We start from the raw sequence: 19,135 nt of genomic DNA, 5'->3' as shown, positions 1-19,135 counted from the left end.
TACCGCTAAACCGCCTAAACGTATGGTGTTAACCACTGGTTAACGAGGACTTTGGTGACGCTTGACAACCTGTTGGATAAGCCTATAATTACGATTAATCTTAGATAAAATAAGGGTTTACCGTTCAAGCGGCCCACCAGACTGTGAAAACAGTTTCGCTTTAAGTGTTCGGTTCATCCGTTTGGAGTGATCAAACTTATGTTCAAGCGTCCGCGTACGTTCCTGTCTGCTGCCATCGTTGTCTTAGGCCTCATCGCCGCCGCCAGCGGTTCACTCCTGACCGCCTCAGCCGCAGGTGCATCGCCGAGGTTCGGGTTTATCCAGTCGGTAAGCGAAATTTTCGGAATAGCAGAACCTATCGTTGTTGCGACAAGCGACGAAACTGCGCCAGTTGAGCCAAGTGCGGTTCCGACGCCGACAACTGATGCACCTCAAGCCGGTACGATCGATCTCGCCACACTTGGGGTCGCGTACACCGAGAATTTCGATACTCTATCGAACACAGCGGGAAGCACAACAAATGCGATCGCTATCAATGGATGGTACCTGACAGAATCTGGAGGCGGAGCTAGGGACAACGAGCAATATGCAGTCGATACTGGGGGCAGCAGCACTGGCGATACGTTTAGTTATGGTGCCGCAGCCGCAACGGATCGTGCATTCGGTGGTTTACAAAGCGGTACTTTAATTTCCACGATCGGGGCGTCTTTGACCAACAATACCGGCAGTACGGTAAATCAGCTCGCGATAGCCTTCACAGGCGAGCAATGGCGACTTGGGGCTACAGGCCGAGAAGACAGGCTTGACTTTCAATACAGCACCGATGCTACCAGCCTGACGACGGGCAACTGGACTGATCTGGATATTCTCGATTTTGTTGCGCCCGTGACGACTGGAACAGCCGGGGCTCTCGACGGTAACACGTCACCAAACCGCACGATCAAAAGCAGTGCGATAACTAACCTACTGTTGCCGAACGGCTCGACGATCTGGATAAGGTGGAATGACGTTAATGCGACGGGCGCAGACGACGGACTGGCGATCGACGACATCAGCATTACTCCGAAGGCGTTGCCGTCAGTTACAACTGATGCCGCAACGCTGGTTACCGGCACGACCGCTACGCTCAACGCGACGGTCAATCCGAACGGCAATGCCACCACGGTTTGGTTCAGATATTCATCCACGAATCCGGGCGTATGCGACGACACATTTGGAACAAAGGTGCCGGCGGCCGGTGTATCGATCGGGTCCGGCACTGCGAACGTCGCAGTGGCTGAGCCGATCACGGGCCTTACCCCCGGAGGTTTGTACTTCTATTGTGCCATCGCGGAAAACGTTGGAGCGAAGACCGTAAATCCGACTTTGCAAGGCTTTGCAACGTCTTCTTTACCGCCGAATCTGTCCATCAATGACGTTACCCAGCTGGAAACTGATTCCGGAACAAGCACTTTTCAATTCACAGTTTCCTTAAGTTATCCAGCTCCAGCGAGCGGCGTTACTTTTGATATCGCGACTGCTGATAATACCGCAACGACGGCTGACAATGATTACGTCAGTAATTCAATGACTGGCCAGACGATCACGTCAGGGAATTCCTCGGCGACGTTTAACGTCACGGTCAACGGCGATACTACTGTCGAATCGAATGAGACATTCTTTGTAAACGTAACAAACGTGACCGGTGCGACCGTGACCGACGGCCAGGGCCAAGGCACAATAACTAATGATGATGTTGCTCCAACCCCGACCCCAACGCCGGTCCCAACTCCGGAAATAAGGGTCACAGGGCTTGGGGTTGAGATCGTTGACCCAAGTTTTTCGCCAGTAGTGGGCAATGATACGGAATTTGGAAGCGTTGATGTTGCGTCGGGTTCTGTTACTCACACCTTTACGATCCATAACGACGGAGCAGCCGATCTTGCCGTCGGCCCGATCTCGATCACCGATGTCTCTATCGTAAGACCGGAATCCGGCAAAGCCAACAACCCGAACGTAGCCAATTCGTTCACCGTGTCGCAGCCACTAGTGACGCCCATCCCGCCAGGGAACTCTACGACGTTTACCGTCACATTCGACCCGATATCCGCCGGTGAATTCACATGGGGCGTAGAGATCGCTAATGATGATGCGGACGAGAACCCATACAATTTTTACGTCCACGGAACCGGCACCGCGCCGACACCAACTCCGACGCCAACACCGACGGCGGTAGTGTCTCTGACGCGGGCTCATCCGAACCCGACAAATCTAAATGACGTCACATGGACGATCGAGTTTGCCGCGCCAGTAGACGGCGTGACCACAAGCAATTTTTCTCTGGTCAATGGCGGATTGACGGGGCCTTCGATAACAAGTGTCGCCCCTCAGGCGGGCCCTCCGAGTGTCAGATGGAATATTAGCGTCAACACCGGCAGCGGCGACGGAACGCTCGGGCTAAACCTGGCGAACGAGACCGGCCTGACGCCCGGTATCTCGACGATATTGCCGTTCGTTGGCGAAGTGTACACGATAGACAAGACCTTACCGGTAACGCCGATCATAACCGGCAGTACGCCGACGAGCCCGAGCAGCAATGCAAGCCCGACGATCAACGGCACCGCCGAAGCGGACAGCACCGTCAATCTTTATACCAGCAGCGATTGCACCACCGGTATACTTAACGGTGCGTTTGCAACCGGGGGCAACTTTGCCATCCCCGTCACAGTGCCGACGAACGCAACGACAAATATATACGCAAGTTCGATCGACGGCGCCGGCAATAGCTCCGCATGCTCAGCGGCCTTTCCATACACGCACGCGGACGCTCCGACACCAACGCCAACGCCAACCTTGCCTGAGATGGATGTCACCGGGCTTGGTATACCGATCGCGGATGGAGATACGACGCCGGCTGTGGCTGACGATACTGACTTTGGAACAGTTGATCCGTTGTCAGGCATGGTGACGCATACGTTTACGATCACGAATTCAGGATCGTCTAACCTCACGCTCGGAGCGATCTCGATCAGTCCAGTAATGGTCATGGAACCAACGATCGACGCGGATGCTCTCCGTACATTGGGCACACTCAGTGATTTCACCCTTACGACTCCGCCTACATCACCGGTATTGCCGGGCACTTCGACAACTTTCAACGTTACGTACGATCCGAGCACTGCTGCTCCGTCTTTTGCGACGGTCAGCATCGTAAATGATGACCCGGAAGAAAATCCGTATGATTTTATGATCCAGGGCAATACGGCCGTTGTGGTGCCGACGCCGACGCCAACGGCCACGCCGACCGTCACTCCGACTCCGGTCCCGACACCGACCCCGGTCCCAGGCCCATGCGACGTGCCGCCGGCTGGCTGGAGCTACAGCAATCAATTTGTAGTGAACGAAAATTCCGGTGCAGCCGTGAATGACTATCAGCTTCGGCTCGAGATCGATACTCAATCGCTTATCGCCGCAGGACGGATAGATCCGACAGGAAAAGATATTCGATTCGGATATAACAGCGGGGCGACTTTGCTCAATTATTGGATCGAAAGCGGCTTGAATACCGCGACAACGGTCGTCTGGGTCAAGGTCGATTCACTGTCGGCTTCGGGAATGAAGACGATCTACATGTATTACGGCAACCCGGCTGCAACGGCTGTTTCCGCCGTGGCTGGCACGTTCAATGGCCCGATCTCATCGACCGATCAGGTCGCATCTGGCGGGGCGGGCGGAGTATCTAATTCACAGAGAGGTTTCCGCTTCTCACCGAACGAGGACATCCTCGTGACCAGCTTCGGTAAGCGAGAGCCGACCGGAACGACCCGCTATGTGACCCTATTCAATTACGCAACTCAGGTAAAACTGGATCAGATCCAGGTTAGCGGTCCTGCGGCGACGTATTCGTACGCACCGATCGCCTCGCCTCGATGGTTGACTCAGGGCACGCAGTATCTACTTGAACTCTATCAAGGAGCAGGAGACGGCTACTATTTTGGCACTTCGTCACAGATAAACTCGCACCTCACGTATTACGATATGAAGTACTGCAATGGGTGTACTCAGGACACGTTCCCGACCAATTCGCTGTCGAATTACCACTATGGTTATCCGGACCTCCAGTTCTACACGAAGACGAATATGGCGAATCCGCCAACTTATTCGTCGACCGGCCCATTCAGCTGTGCCGTCCCGAATCCATTAGTAACCGGCACGAACGGCGATGACATCCTGATCATCTACGCCACGGGGCCGGATGCGGGAACGTATTCACTCAACGGTGGGCCGCTAATTCCTTTGGTCGGTACCCTTTCATTTACCTTTGACGGCCTGATCGGCAACGATACGTTAATAATCAATAATCCGATGGGAGCACTGTTTGCCCCCCCGGGCGGCATCGATTTCAACGGCGGCGGACAGTCTGGCGATAATATGCAGATGTTCGGCGGCGGCGGGCCGGGCTTCAACGAGACCTACTTTGTTGGAACGACGATGCCGCCGATCGGCGGCGGGCCGAGCAATAACGGCGACGGTTTGGTGAGGTTTACCGGCCCAAATCCGGTTGATATCCGCTTCACGGGCCTCGCACCGGTCATTGATACGGTCGCCGTGGCGAGCCTGACGGTCAATTCAACGGATGCGGCAAACGTTATCGGCCTTACGGACGGTGCGGTTGCTCCCCGTTTGAAGGTCGCGGTCGATGCCTTCGAACCGATCGAGTTTGATAACAAGGGTACATTGACCATAAACGCGGGCGACGGAGTAGTTGGTGGTGATGCCGCCGATAACATCACCGTTGATTTTGCGAATGTACCGGCTGCGATCACTGCGTTTACCATTAACACGGACGAAGGCAGCGATGTGGTTAATGTTCAGGCAAAAGCCGGGCCGACGTTCACCATCAATGGCAATTCCGGTATCAACACGGTCAATGTAGGTAAAGCTGGTACGATGGACGGCGTGCTTGGCGGCCAACTGCTGTTCTTTGGTACACCACTCGCGTTCACAGACATTCTTAACTTCAACGATGCGGCTGACGTGAGTACGAATACTTATACGGTCACCAATAACTCCTTCTTCCGGACAGGTAGTTCCGGTGTCGGCTGGACCGCTAATATCGGCCAAGTCACTCTCAACGCCGGATCAGGCGGTGACACGATCAACGTCATTGCGGTATTCCTGAATACCTTGACGACCATTAATGCTGGCGGCGGTGCAGATACTGTAAACGTCGGTAATGCGGGCAGTCTCGATCTCCTGGCCGGACCTCTTACGATCGCGGGCCAGGCTGGAACTGTTGATTCGATCAATATTAATGATCAGGACGATACGACCGCAAATTCCTACAATACAACGGCCACGACGATCTCTCGCACGGGAACAGGGCTGATCACATTTGACAGTTCAACCGAAGCGATCGGCATTAACGCTGGCACTAACAACGACACGTTCAACGTGGTGCCATTGGCCAACACGCCGATCTCCGTAAATGGTGGAAATCCGGTCCTGCCAACGCTACCGGGCGATACCTTGAATGTTAACTTTGCCGGCACGACCGGAGTTGTTTTCACTCCGGGCGTACCCGGAGCAGGTGGCTTGACCTTTGCGAATCGGTCTCCGGTAACGTATGTGAGCATTGAGACACCACCTGTCGCAACTACCACTACGACCCTAACTTCTTCCGCGAACCCTTCAAAGTTCGGCCAATCGGTTGTATTCACTGCTACGGTGGCGACAACACCAGCTGGCGGCGTGCCGACGGGAACGGTCCAGTTCTTCGATAATGGATCGATGATAGGAAGTGCCCAGGTTGTTGGTGGAACGGCGTCGATCTCGCTTAACACGCTCGCTCTCGGCAACCATCCGATCACGGCGAACTACGTTAGTAACTCGCCGGTATTCTCAAACAGCAACGCTACGCTTACCGGCAATCCGCAAGTCGTAAACCAGGCCAGCACCGCGACGACGGTGCAGACTTTGATCAATGCACCGAACTACGGTTCGACGCTGACGGCGACGGCGACCATTACGGCGGTGGCACCTGGTTCGGGAACGCCGCAGGGGACGGTGAACTTCAATGACGGTGGCAATCCTATTGCGGGCTGTCAGAATGTAGCGGTGACGGCACTGGGCTCGGCGGTCTGTACGACGAACCAGCTGCCGGCGGGAGTGGGCAAGGTCATCCAGGCAGTGTACTCGGGCAACGCGAACTTCAACGGTTCGAACGGCTCGACGACCCAGACGATCGGCAAGGCACCGCTCAATGTCGCGGCCTCATCGGCGGCGGTCACATACGGCGATGCGGCACCGGCGATCACGGCAGCGATCACGGGCTTCGTGCTTGGTGAAACGACGGCCAACCTGACGACCCAGCCGACGTGCTCGACGACGTATGTCCAGGGCTCGCCGGTCTCAGGCTCGCAGTATCCGGCAACGTGTACGGGAGCTGTTTCGAACAACTACAGCTTCAACTACATCGGCGGCAACGTGACAGTCAACAAGAAAGGCCTGACGGTAACGGCGGATAATAAGAGCCGTGCCTACGGAGCCGCGAACCCCACGCTGACGGCAACCTTCACGGGCTTTGTCCTCGGCCAGAACCTTGGAACAAGCGACGTGACGGGAAGCCCGCTGCTGTCAACGATGGCGACGCCTTCGAGCCCGGTCGCGGGCAGCCCGTATGCCATCACGGCAGCACTGGGCACACTGGCATCAGGGAACTACGCCTTCACAAGCTTTGTGAACGGCACACTGACCATCACCCAATCCCAACTGACGGTGACGGCGAATGACCAGACGAGAGTGTACGGAGCCGCTAACCCGGCCCTGACATTCCAGATCACGGGCTTCCAGAATGGAGAGACGCTTGGTACAAGCGGAGTGACGGGAACACCGAACATCTCGACCTCGGCAACGAGCACATCGGGTCCGGGAGCGTACCCGATCACAGCGGCACAGGGAACCTTAGCAGCCCCGAACTACACGTTCGCGACAGCTAACGGAACCCTGACGGTGACACAGGCGGCGACGACGACAACGATCACGAACGCCTCAGCCCTCGGCAGCTCAACGGTGGTCGGGCAGAACTACCCGGTCAACTGGACAACGAGCCCGGTCGCCCCGGGAGCGGGAACACCGACGGGTAATGTGACAGTGAGCGACGGTACGGGCAACACATGTACGGCAGCAGTAGCGGCCGGCACATGCAGCCTCGCCTCGACACTGGGAGCGAAGACCATCACGGCGACCTACGCCGGCGATGCGAACTTCGGAGGCAGCACGTCACAGGCAGTCCAGCACAATGTGGTGATCGGCCTGACGGGCAACGTCAAGCAGTTCATCGCCTTCGGCACGAACGTGAACCTCGCGGGCGTAACAATGACCCTGCTGAACACCCAGACGCAGCAGGCCACAACGACCACCACTGACGCAGGCGGCAACTACTCATTCGGAGTAACGCAGACCGGCGGCAGCTATACCATCACCCCAAGCGGCCTCGGCAAGGCGTTTGAGGCGACAAGCAGAACGTACACCAACGTGGCCGGCAATATCACGGGCGGGGACTTCATCGCCTACGATGTACCGGGCCCGAACGCGATACCGAGAACGGCGAGGGTGGTGAGCCAGATAGCAACGCAGGGACAGCCTGTGACCGTTCCGGTGCTGATGACAACGACGGGTGTCGAGACGAAGGTGGCCTTTACGGTGGAATATCCGGTAACGGCACTGGGCATCCCGACGGTGACATGCGGCACGGGAGCAGTGAACTGCACCCTGGCCGTCAACAACTCGCTGCAAGGCAAGGTCGGCATCACGATCACTCCGACGGCGGCACTGCCAGCCGGAACGAGAGAACTCGTGAAGATCACCTTCCCGACCTTCCAAAGCCCGGCGACGAGTGCCCAGATCAGATTCGGCGACTTCCCAACTCAAAGGGACGTGAGAAACTCTGAGAACAACCCGCTGCCGATGCTGTACTGGACGGACGGGCTGGTCTCGTTCACGGGCGGAACCCTGCTCGACGGAGCGACCATCTCCGGAAGGGTAACGACCGCCGCAGGCCAGGGCCTGAGAAACGCGACGGTCACGATCATCGACACGGCAGGCACCCGGCGAACAACGGTAACCAGCTCATTCGGAGCCTACCAGTTCGAAGGCCTCGAAACAGGCCGCGACTATCTGCTGACAGTCACCAGCAAACGATACAGATTCGCAACGCGCATAGTAAGCCTTATGGATAACATGAGCGATGTGCATCTGATCGGTCTGGAATAGGCGGTTAGTTGATAAGACTAGTAAAAAGGCGGCTCACACGAACCGCCTTTTTTACGAATACTCTTCGCAGTTTCAGGATTAATTCGTTCATCGGTTTCGGTAGCCGCTGGGCCTATTCGATCACCAATGACTCGTGATGAGCGGGAAAACTGTTCGGGCATAAATTAGTTGTTGCTTAGAATTAGGTAAATAGTTTAATCTACTAGTAGATTCCTCGATCTATTGATCGGGTTCCTCCCTTCATAAATTGCCAACCATTTTAGACTTCCTTTCAGAGCTAATGTTGGGTTATCTGCATTCGTTCCAGACCCAATGCGTATGATCGCAGAATTATCACCTAGTGCAATTACACGGCTGTCGAGCGAGATCTCCGTCGAGGCGGTGCTCCAGTCGTCCCCCGACGGGATCGCAATCATCGTCCGCGGTGGTGATGCTGTGTTTGTAAATCAAAGCTTCGCGGCCCTCTTTGGAGAATTGCCGAGTGACCAGATCCTGTGGTCGTTATCGAAGCGGTTTAAGGCAGGCGACAGCTTCTTAGTACAGATGGAAAACAGCGACGGCGTTTCCAAAGAGATGGAGCTGCTGGATGGCCGTTGGATGGAGGTCACCGCCAAACCGATCCGGGTAGAAGATGGACCAGACTCAACATTACTCGTTCTTCGAGATATAACGTCGACCGTACGTGCGTTGAAGGAGAACGAGATTCGAGAGCGACGGCTTAGGGATCTGCTTAGCACGATGAGCGACGGGCTCGTCCAGACAGATGTTAACGAAGCCATCGTGTTTGTGAACGAGCCGTTCTGTGTGATGAGTGGTTACTCGCAACAAGAACTCATCGGGAAGATCGCTACCGAACTATTTTTTGAAGAAGAAGATAGCCGAATGGTTTCAAAAACCAATCGGCTCAGGAAGAAGGGTATCAGCGGGCAGTACGAAACGGCTCTCAAAACCAAAGATGGTTCGCGTATTCACGTCATCATTGGCGGCACGCCAACATTTGATCTGGAAGGGGAGTTTAGCGGAACTATCGGTGTCTTCACTGACATTACCGGCCGCAAGATGGCTGAGGAACAACTTTTACACGACGCTCTTCACGATAGCCTGACGGGCCTCGCGAACCGCAGCCTGTTCATGGAGCATCTGAAGCTTACGATCAAGAGCAGAAAACGTGGAAACAAGGGGTTGTTCGCGGTTCTATTCTTTGATTTCGACCGTTTCAAGGTGGTAAATGACTCATTAGGACACGCGGCGGGCGACGAACTCTTGAAGCAGATCGCGGCTCGATTCGAAGCGAACCTCAGGCCCGGCGATCTGGTTGCTCGATTGGGCGGAGATGAATTTACGATCCTCTTGAATGACCTGGCCAGTGAACAGGCGGCATTTTTGCTGGCTGAAAGATTACAGGAAGATCTGAAGCGTCCCTTCGATATCCAGGGCCGTGAGATCTTTACGTCGGCGAGTATTGGTATTTCGTTTGGGACGGCGAGCAGCACGGCGGACGAATTGATCCGCGATGCGGACATCGCCATGTACCGGGCGAAGTCGAAAGGGAAATCACGCTTCCAGCTCTTCGATAAGGAGATGCATGAAAGTGCGATCAAGCGGCTGCAGCTGGAAACGGAACTCCGTCAAGCACTGAAGCGGAAAGAGTTTTGCCTGTTCTATCAGCCGATAGTGGATATCAATACGCGAGCTCTGTCGGGTTTTGAGGCACTGGTGCGCTGGAACCATCCGCAAAAGGGTTTCGTTCCGCCGGATGAGTTCATCCCGGTTCTCGAAGAAAATAATTTGATCCTTACACTTGGAAAGTGGGTGTTTCAGGAAGGCTGCCGTCAGCTCATGGAATGGCGGCGACAGATCGATGGCAGCGATCATTTGCAAATGAGCATCAACCTCTCGGTCAAGGAATTTAGCCAGCTGAACCTCATCGAGCAGATCTCGGAAACGCTTGCCCAAACCGGAGTTGATCCCGGATCGATCAAGATCGAGATCACTGAAAGCCACGTCATGGAGAATACGGGATCGGCTGTTTCGATGATGGAGCGGTTACGCGGTCTTGGGCTTGAGCTAAGTCTGGATGATTTTGGAACAGGTTATTCGTCGCTGAGCTATCTGCACCAACTGCCGGTGAAATTTCTCAAGATCGACCGCTCATTCATTGGGCGAATTACCGAAAATGCGGAGAAGCGAGAGATCGTCCACACGATCGTCCGCCTCGCCCAGAATCTTAAGATGCAGGTCGTTGCAGAAGGTGTTGAGACCGAGGAACAGCTTGAGGAACTCCGCCGTCAGGGTTGTGAATTCGGCCAGGGATATCTTTTCTCACGCCCAATGGACGCCGTCGCCGCGAGCCGATATATAGAACAGTCGCTAAGTAATGACGGATCAGACCGAACGAAAGAGATCGTCGCTGTAAGATTATAAAAAGTATTAGGTTGTAGATAGAACGAAGGCCGCTGAGATCAGCGGCCTTTGCTATTGACAATATTGGTACACCCGACAGGATTCGAACCTGTGACCCTCTGATTCGAAGTCAGATACTCTATCCAGCTGAGCTACGGGTGCTCGTCCTAAATTCTAGGTTCTTAGGGTCGCATTTGCAAAAGAGTAACCACTAAAGTTCACGAAAGAACACGAAAAAGATAGAAAGTTTCGAGGCTCTTCGTTTACTTTTATGGTTACTTCATCACGCACCTATTGCTGCAGCGAGCGGACGTGTTGTACGACTGCCGTAATTTCGTCCTTGGTCATTTTGTCTTTAAAAGCGGGCATTCCTTCGTCCTCGATACCGTCGTGGATGTAGCCAAAGAGCTTTTCGTCCGATTTTGCCTTCATTTTCGCGGTCGTGATATCGTCAGGTTCCATCGTTCGGCCGTCAACCGTAACCTTGCCGCCCTTTCCACTGTCTTTGTGACAGGTCATGCAATTGATCGTATAGAGGTCTTTACCGGATCTTGCCTTGGCAACCTCGGGTGTCGCCGCGTTTGCCGGCGTGGCGGCAGCGGTTTTGTCTGCATTCGCCGACCCTGTGTTCGACGCGGTTTGATTGCATGCTGAGCCGATGAAACAGCCGATAGAAATAGCAACAATTAGAGCCTTTATCTTCATTTTCTAGTTGGGATTCTCCTTTAAAGGAAAATCTTAGCGTATTCGGCCAAGGCGGGCAATTCGGACGCGGCATCAATTCCGAATCCGTAGATCAAAGCACTCATAGCTCTTCCCTGATTTTATTTTTCCAGCGGTTAACTTCGAAAGCGTCCAGACTTGCCGTGAGACATACAAATAAACTATCGTTTTTCACATGAATCGATTCCTTTTTTCTGCCTTTCTTTTAACATTTTTTTGCTTTTCGGGCTTTTCTCAATCAACGGCAACCGAAATTTCAGTCGCTGGGCTTTCTTCGTCTGTTACGGTTCGCCGCGACAGTCGTTCGATACCATACATCGAAGCGAAAACGGATGCTGACGTTTATTTTGCTCAGGGCTACACCACCGCGAGCGATCGGATGTTTCAAATGGACCTGATGCGGCGGCTTTCGCGGGGCGAGACGGCTGAGATCTTTGGGAGTTCGGTGCTCGAAGAAGACAAACGCTGGCGACGGTTCAATTTTGCAAAGATCGCGGAAGAAAGTTTGAAATTCATGGGCCCCGAACTCCAGGCGGCGCTAAATGCATACGCTCGGGGCGTCAACGCGTACATCGCGACTCTGGATGAAAAAAGTCTGCCGGTCGAGTTTCGCATATTGCAATACAAGCCGCGTGAATGGAAGCCATCTGACACCATAATTATCGGCAAGATCCTCGCCGACGCACTCAGCACGACGTGGCGTAACGACATCATGCGGCTTTCGCTGCAGAATCTACCAAAAGATAAACTCTCAGACCTCACAAATCCCGTGACGCCATTCGATGTGATCCTGTTCGGAACGGACACCAAAACTGCAGCTTCAGCGGCAGTGGCACAAACAGCGGCAGCGGAAAATATCAAGAACCTGATCGCTGAGGCTGACCGCGAAGAACTGGTACGGAAAAATTCGCTCGAACGCGTCGGGCTCTATGCTGAGGATCTCGCAGCCAGCAATAACTGGGTCATTTCAGGCAAGCGAACCGCTGACGGCAAACCGATCCTTGCGAATGACCCGCATCTCGCTCCGACTGCTCCGGGGATCTGGTACCTAACGCATCTTTCAACTCCGACGATGCGGGTTTCTGGCGTGACAGTTCCCGGTGTTCCGGGTATTATCCTGGGCCACAATGCCGACATCGCTTGGGGAGCCACAAACGTCGGCCCGGACGTGCAGGACCTTTATTCGGAGACATTTAACGACAAGGGCGAATATAAAACACCGACCGGTTGGGAGCCTGCCGTAAAACGGATCGAGAATATCAAGGTTCGATCGAATCCGCTCAAGCCGGAAACGGATACCGTGAAACTCGAGGTTCTCGAAACCCGAAACGGGCCGGTCATTTTTGAGGACGGAGGTAAGAAATACGCACTTAAATGGACTGCGTTCGATCCGAAGAACAGTGAATTTGAAGTTTTCTACGATTGGAACCGGGCAAAGAACTGGGACGGATTCAAAACGGCACTCAAGAAATATGGTGGAGCTGCACAGAATTTTGTTTACGCCGATACGAAGGGAAATATCGGATGGTATGCCGCAAGTAAGATCCCTATTCGACGCGTAGGCGATGGCGCATTGCCGTACGATGGCTCGACAAGCGACGGTGATTGGGTCGGATTTATTCCGTTCGAGGAGCTTCCAAATCTATACAATCCGCCAAGCGGCCTGATCATTACCGCCAATCAGAGGATCGTCGGAACCTCATACAAATACACCCAAATGTCTCGCGACGCGGCGACCCCGTGGCGTGCTCGACAGATCATGACGACGCTCGAGGCAAAGCCGAAACTAACCGTGAATGATGTACGCGAGGCTCAGTATGATATGCACAACATACCCGTTCACGAGATTGCAAAGGAGATCGTAAAACGCGGGTCGGCATCTTCGGAGACTCTGGCTGTTCTCAAAGATTGGGACGGACGAATGACGCCGGATTCACAGGCGGCGTTGCTCGCAAGCGACATTCGTATCTGTATCGGAAATAAGATCGCTGAGGAAAATAAGCCGGTTCCGGGCACTATTCTTCGGGAACGTATTCTTTATTGGGCAGTAAAAGAAAATTCAGCGAGATGGCTGCCAGCGGCGTTTAAGAATTACGACGAACTTATTCGTTCATGCGATACAGCCGTGCGAGCTGGTTTTGCCGATCCGAAACGCTATGGCCCGGATATTAAGACGTGGACGTGGGGACGAATATGGCAGTCGCGTTTTCCTCATCCGCTCGCGGTCGCTCCGCTGATCGGTGCGCAGTTTCAAACGCCAAATGTACCGTTGAATGGAAGCGGACAAACGCCAAATGTCGGTTCGAGCGTATCGATGCGGCACATCGCAACGCCGGGGAATTGGGATACGACGAGTCATGTGATCCCGCTTGGACAAAGCGGCGATCCGAAATCGCCTCATTTCAAGGATCAGTTTGATGCGTGGTCGACGGGAGCGACGTCAGTATTTCCGTTTACAAAAGCGGCGGTGGAGAAGGCGGCTGTCGGCGTCACGGTTTTGAAGCCGTAGGTTCAAGAACTTTGAATTGTTTGTCATTATGCGGCAGGGAATAGAACACAGATAAAACGGATGAGACGGATTTACACAGATATAACAATTTATATCCGTGGAAATCAGTCCCATCCGTCAAATCGGTTGTCTATTCTCTTTTTCCTTACAGAAACCGAAGCCCTTACTTCGTTTGGGCTTCTACACTCAAGATCCGATCCAGGAAATCAGCCAGAATTATCGCGGCTGCCTCGCTATCGACCAGCTTCCGAGCATCTTTCAGATCGACGCCGCTTTCCCAGAGGCGGCGTTTGGCTTCGTATGAGGTCACACGTTCGTCCTGCAGAAAAACCGGAATCGGCAGCGACAGGGCAAATTTGCGGGCCATCGACCTCGCTTCGGCTGACATCGCACTTTCTGAGCCGTCGGATTCTAACGGCAAACCAATTACGAGAGCCCTGGCATCATACTCGGAGACGATTTGAAGGATGTTTGACAGCAGCTTTTTCCAGCTAGTACGTTCCACAAAAGGCAGTGGCCGGGTGGTGACGCGAAGTTCATCGCAGATCGCTACGCCGCAGCGTTTTGTGCCAGGGTCGATCGCGATGATCCGGCCTTCTAATGGGACGTCAAAAACATCTGTAAGTACGGCGGGATTAGTTGTTTCTTTTTGTTGCACTGAAAAATTCGTTAAGAGATAATCGTTTGTCGTTGTTTCTTAAACAATTCTAGCTCTTTTATCGTAGTAAGCACGGCTTGAATTATCATACGAGGTATAAAAATGTCATTTCGCGGAAAGCTTTGGATCCTTGCATTATCGGGCCTGATAGCTGTTTATGCCGTTGTTGGCGGAATGCCGCTCATCGGCAATATACTCACGACGTCGGCTCAGCAGCCGGTCAATGATGCGACGGCCCAGCTTCGCATCGTCGAGTCTGTTCTGCAGCACATTCAAAACGACTACGTCGACGAACCAAACATGGATAAGGTTCGCCTCGGTGCTCTTCGCGGAATGGCCGGCGGCCTCGATCCTTACTCGTCGTACCTCACACCGGACCAAGTCAAGGCTTACGAGGTGAGCAAGACTTCGAACAAGGTGGGCATTGGTGCTGAATATTCTCAGTATTCCGGATATCTTTACATCATTGCCCCTGTAAAAGGCGGCCCCGCCGATAAAGCCGGTATCAAGGCCGGGGATGTGATCGAGTACATCGATAACAAAGCAACTCGTGATATTTCGCTTTACGACGGCAGGCAACTGCTGCTTGGCGATCCGGGTTCGTTGGTTTCACTCCGGGTTCTGCGTGCGGGCGAAAAAGCCCAGACAATCAAGGTTACGCGAGGAACTTATTCTACGTCCAAGCCCGAGACCCGCATCGAAGGCGGGAAAATAGGTATCGTGAAGGTTTACAGCCTCGAGGATGGGCAGGCTAATGACATTCGTGCCGCAGTTTCCGGACTTACGAAACAAGGTGCTCAGAAGATCGTGCTTGACCTGCGCGGTGTCGCCTCTGGAACTTTAGTAGAAGGTGTAGCGGTAGCAAACCTTTTCATCAAAGACGGAGAACTTGCAAAAGTTATTGGCCGTGAGAGCCGTGTCCAGAGCACATTCAATGCCGATCCCACCAAGACGGTTTTCGAAGGCGGCCTGGCTGTCCTGACCGACCTCGGAACGGCTGGAGCCGCCGAAGTTGTTGCCGCTGCGGTGATCGACAGGAAACGCGGCGAGGTGATCGGAGAGCGAACGTTCGGATCAGGAACGGAACAGAAACTGTTTCCGCTATCGAGCGGCGGCGGTTATCTCTTGACCGTTGCGAAATGGGCATCGCCTAATTCCGCACCATTCCTGGGTGAAGATAGAGCTACGACTGGAGTGAAACCTTCGATCGAGGTCAAACGGCCGGATACGCCGGAACCTCTCGACGTCGATTCGCTTACGCAGCCTGACGGTGCAACGCCCGCTGCATCACCCAGCCCGACACCAAAGCCGGCTGCTCCTAAGTCCGTTGAGGACATTCAACTTAAGAAGGCCCTCGAGGTGCTCGCTGACAAAGTCGCAGCCGCCAAAGCAGGCGAGTAGTAAGATCACATTTGTTCTAATTAAGGCTGTCCGCGAGGGCAGCCTTTTTTGTTGCCCTACGGCAAGGTTCGGCAGCTTTAGCTATTGTTCTAATTCCTCAAGACTGGTAGAATCCCTCTTTAATGGCATACCTAAATTTCACTATCCGAGAGCTGTCGGAAGGCGATCTTTCCGAATGGCTCAGGCTGCGGCTCCTGCTGTGGGACGAATCTACCGAGGACGATCATAAATCTGAAATGGTCGATATTATCGAGCACAACGAGACGCAGCTCGTAGCTGTCGCAGATTTTGGCGGCGGACGGCTCGGCGGGTTTTTGGAGGCCAGTATCCGTTCGTATGTTGAAGACTGCCAAACCGAGAACGTTGGATATTTGGAAGGCTGGTTTGTCGAAGAACAGTTTCGCAGGCTTGGTGTCGGCCGCGAATTGGTCGCCTTTGCCGAGGGCTGGGCCCGAGGAAAAGGCTGCATTGAAATGGCTTCGGACGCAGAGATCGATAACTCGATCAGCCTGCAGGCCCACCTCAATCTTGGTTATGCTGAGACCTCACGATTAGTACATCTCAGAAAAGAACTTGTATAGGTGAAAGAAATACTAAGAAAGCCATTTAGAATTTGTCTTGTGATCGTCGGGCTGTTTTTACCTGCGGCCGCTGCCCTCGGGCAATCTCGCGATCAGAATTTTCCCACGGCCGTGTCGTCGAGCGAAGTAATCGGAACGATCAAGGCCCGCGACATCGGTGATTCTCGTTTGACTTCGTTTTATTATGCTCTTGAGGGGACGCAGGGAGATATTTTCATCAATGTCGTAACCAGGAATTTTGCGGGCGATATTGATGTGTTCACGCGTGACGGCCTTAGGACGCTGACAAAAATGGTCATTTTCCCCGACACCGGTCCCAGCGAAACAGGGCGGCTGATCTATCTGCGGAAAGAGGAAAAGCTAATTCTCAGAATTCAAGGCCGAACGCCGAATGATGAGGCCGCTACGTATCGAATCAAGTTTGGGGGCAGTTTTATCGCCGTCAAGGGCCAGAAAGAAGAAGCTGCACCGGAGATCGAACGTGAGGCAGAGCAGACGAAAACGGTAGTAAATTCGGTTGGAACTATCGTCGAAATAAAGCCAAAGGCTCTGCCTGCCAAAGAAACACCGCCGCGGCTCGATAAAGTTCCCGAGCCAAAAAAGACTGAGACGCCGGACAAAACAGCAGTTGCGAATGGAAAAGAGAACGTTACGCCAGCCCTCAAGCCTAAACCTGAGGTAGTAATCGGATCGACGATAAAGGAATCAGCAAAACCGATACCTGCAAAGCCGGTCGACACTCCGAAGCCAACGCCGAAGGTCGAAACTTCACCGGCTCGTGAGGCAAAAAAGACAGATCCGCTGGATGCTATTCGGTTGGTTATTCAGATGAAGGACGGCACCGTCATTACCCGCCCAATGAAGGACGTGCTGAGATTCAGCGTCGACAAAGGAGTTCTGACCGTCGTTGCCAAAAGTGGTGCGGTGTCTAAATATTCGATCCTTGACGTGGCAAAGGTGACCTTCGAATAACTCCGAAGGTCACCCGAAGATACTTACGCGTAGCTGTGAAGCCCCTTCAATAAATAGCTCACGCCAAGATAAGTGAAGATAACCAGCAGGAATCCGACGATCGCGAAGTAAGCCGAGCTTCGTCCCGTCCATCCGCGAGCAATGCGAGTATGCAGGAATGCTGCGTAGGTCAGCCACGCGATCAGTGCTCCAGTTTCCTTAGAGTCAAACCCCCACGGACGACCCCATGATTCGTTTGCCCAAATAGCACCGGTGATCAAGAGTACGGCGAGGCCCGCAAAGGCGAGGCACGCTGTCTTGTACATGAGGCTGTCGAGAGACTCAAGACTCGGCAGGCGTTCACGTAGTTTTTCGGTTCTGAAGCCGAAAAAGATCACGAATAATGTGCCAACCAGAGCCGTAATGAGTGCCGCTACTTCAACCGGATTTGTGTTCAGGCTCATGAACATCTTCGAGCCGTTCTGCTGCACGTATGCCCGGCCCATCTGCTCATGCTGCTTCGGCGTCATTTGCTGAAGTTCAGCGACGCTGAGCTGCTGATTCTCGGCCATCGCCATACCGGCAACAACATATTGACTCGGGTCCTGATTCAACTGTGCCTGCAGGCGGGTATTAACGTTCGTGTTATCACCGATCCCAAAGACTAGTAGAGCGATCGATATTATCTGAGCGGCAAACGCAGCTTTCAGCAGGTAATGGCCAACGGTCTTTGCCTTTTCATTGTTCTGGTAAAGGTAGAATAAAAATGCGACGATCGTGCCCGCGAGCAAGAGCCCGGCAATGGCAAGTGCAGGGCCAACATAAGGAACTTCAAGGCGGAATGGTGCGGAGAATGGCTTTCTAACGCCTTCACTGGGAACGAAAAGGCCGGCGCGGTAAACGAATTCGGTGAATACCGAGAATTTACTGACTGTAGCCAAAACAGCGATCGCAAAAATGCTCGACCAGATCGCCATCGCCTCGACCTTGACGCCGTCTTTCAATAGATACATGACCGCAACCCCGAAGCATACAAGTGCAATACCATAGCTCAGACTTGCATCACCGACGTGGATCGGACGCCAGTAGGAATCGAGTACAGGAGGCAGGTCGACGAATTCGTTCCCGATAAATCGGGCGAGAGTCAAGATCAAAGCCGCGACAGGAAGTGTAAAAGCGCTAAGCACGCGGAAACTGCGGCGATGCGAGAAAAGCAGCGTCGTAATACCGGCACCGAATGCGAAAGCAAGGCTTAGATCGTATAGATTTGCGAACGGGATGTAACGAAACACCCACGGTTCAGCCATATTTCCGCTTGCTCGCATCACCGCGATCTCGTGATCGTAGGCCGAAACCCAGCGAACAAGCCAGCTTGAGAAATTGAAGAAAACGCCTATTGTCGCAAAAAAGAACCCGACCTTTTCCGCCATTGATGACGGTGCGTACAGATTCGTCAGAGCAAAAACGGCTGCGAGGATGTAGCTTGCCAGAGCGAGCATCATCAACGCCCCGTCTGACATGAATGAAGCCCCGATCTGAAGTCGCAGGCCGAGCATAGCTACACTACCGACTATGACCAGTATCGCCGGAATAAAAGATTTCCAGTTCGTACGGCTTTCTAATCTATCGAGTTCTTCCATAATTACTGCCTCGTTT

At 53.6% G+C, this 19,135-nt stretch carries 9 protein-coding genes and 1 tRNA gene; 6 read left to right on the top strand and 4 right to left on the bottom strand.

All coding sequences use genetic code 11. The features are described 5' to 3' along the window. Positions 1-198 precede the first annotated feature (198 nt). Complete coding sequence (locus IPG22_21260; GenBank protein MBK6590809.1) at positions 199-8,253, top strand: DUF2341 domain-containing protein; 8,055 nt, start codon at positions 199-201, stop codon at positions 8,251-8,253. Positions 8,254-8,571: 318 nt separating this feature from the next. Next, positions 8,572-10,677 carry an EAL domain-containing protein gene (locus IPG22_21255; protein ID MBK6590808.1) on the top strand — a complete coding sequence of 702 codons (2,106 nt, stop codon included), beginning with the start codon at positions 8,572-8,574 and terminating at the stop codon, positions 10,675-10,677. Between the two features lie 64 nt (positions 10,678-10,741). Here the strand turns inward: IPG22_21255 and IPG22_21250 are convergent. Together IPG22_21250 and IPG22_21245 are read right to left on the bottom strand one after the other, a co-directional pair. Next, a tRNA-Arg gene (locus IPG22_21250) sits at positions 10,742-10,818 on the bottom strand. Between the two features lie 129 nt (positions 10,819-10,947). Continuing rightward, entirely contained in the window at positions 10,948-11,361 is a 414-nt protein-coding gene (locus tag IPG22_21245) for a c-type cytochrome (protein ID MBK6590807.1), read from the bottom strand. A gap of 193 nt (positions 11,362-11,554) precedes the next feature. Here IPG22_21245 and IPG22_21240 point away from each other — a divergent pair, with 193 nt between their 5' ends. Continuing rightward, entirely contained in the window at positions 11,555-13,888 is a 2,334-nt protein-coding gene (locus IPG22_21240; protein ID MBK6590806.1) for a penicillin acylase family protein, read from the top strand. Between the two features lie 163 nt (positions 13,889-14,051). Here the strand turns inward: IPG22_21240 and ruvX are convergent, their stop codons facing one another. Beyond that, positions 14,052-14,546 (bottom strand): Holliday junction resolvase RuvX, encoded by a 495-nt coding sequence (gene ruvX, locus IPG22_21235; GenBank protein MBK6590805.1) that lies wholly within the window; start codon positions 14,544-14,546, stop codon positions 14,052-14,054. Between the two features lie 102 nt (positions 14,547-14,648). Here ruvX and IPG22_21230 point away from each other — a divergent pair, with 102 nt between their 5' ends. From IPG22_21230 to IPG22_21220, 3 genes are all read left to right on the top strand, one after another. Next, positions 14,649-15,947, top strand: coding sequence for a PDZ domain-containing protein (locus IPG22_21230; protein ID MBK6590804.1), 1,299 nt, complete (start codon positions 14,649-14,651; stop codon positions 15,945-15,947). Positions 15,948-16,069: 122 nt separating this feature from the next. Beyond that, entirely contained in the window at positions 16,070-16,528 is a 459-nt protein-coding gene (locus IPG22_21225; GenBank protein MBK6590803.1) for a GNAT family N-acetyltransferase, read from the top strand. Further along, positions 16,529-17,500 carry a hypothetical protein gene (locus IPG22_21220; protein ID MBK6590802.1) on the top strand — a complete coding sequence of 324 codons (972 nt, stop codon included), beginning with the start codon at positions 16,529-16,531 and terminating at the stop codon, positions 17,498-17,500. Positions 17,501-17,523: 23 nt separating this feature from the next. Here the strand turns inward: IPG22_21220 and ccsA are convergent, their stop codons facing one another. Next, the gene (gene ccsA, locus IPG22_21215; GenBank protein MBK6590801.1) at positions 17,524-19,119 is read right to left on the bottom strand and encodes a cytochrome c biogenesis protein CcsA; all 1,596 of its coding nucleotides are present in this window, start codon (positions 19,117-19,119) and stop codon (positions 17,524-17,526) included. Positions 19,120-19,135 lie beyond the last annotated feature (16 nt).

It is taken from the genome of Acidobacteriota bacterium (genome assembly GCA_016703965.1).
Taxonomy (GTDB): domain Bacteria; phylum Acidobacteriota; class Blastocatellia; order Pyrinomonadales; family Pyrinomonadaceae; genus OLB17.
The sequence above is the reverse complement of the archived record's forward strand: the minus strand, read 5'-3'. Positions and strand labels throughout refer to the sequence as shown.

Excerpts from the sequence above, each read along its gene's own strand:
- IPG22_21260 (MBK6590809.1), top strand. The coding sequence starts at position 199 with ATGTTCAAGCGTCCGCGTACGTTCCTGTCTGCTGCCATCGTTGTCTTA.
- IPG22_21255 (MBK6590808.1), top strand. The coding sequence starts at position 8,572 with ATGATCGCAGAATTATCACCTAGTGCAATTACACGGCTGTCGAGCGAG.
- IPG22_21245 (MBK6590807.1), bottom strand. The coding sequence starts at position 11,361 with ATGAAGATAAAGGCTCTAATTGTTGCTATTTCTATCGGCTGTTTCATC.
- IPG22_21240 (MBK6590806.1), top strand. The coding sequence starts at position 11,555 with ATGAATCGATTCCTTTTTTCTGCCTTTCTTTTAACATTTTTTTGCTTT.
- IPG22_21230 (MBK6590804.1), top strand. The coding sequence starts at position 14,649 with ATGTCATTTCGCGGAAAGCTTTGGATCCTTGCATTATCGGGCCTGATA.
- IPG22_21225 (MBK6590803.1), top strand. The coding sequence starts at position 16,070 with ATGGCATACCTAAATTTCACTATCCGAGAGCTGTCGGAAGGCGATCTT.
- ccsA (MBK6590801.1), bottom strand. The coding sequence starts at position 19,119 with ATGGAAGAACTCGATAGATTAGAAAGCCGTACGAACTGGAAATCTTTT.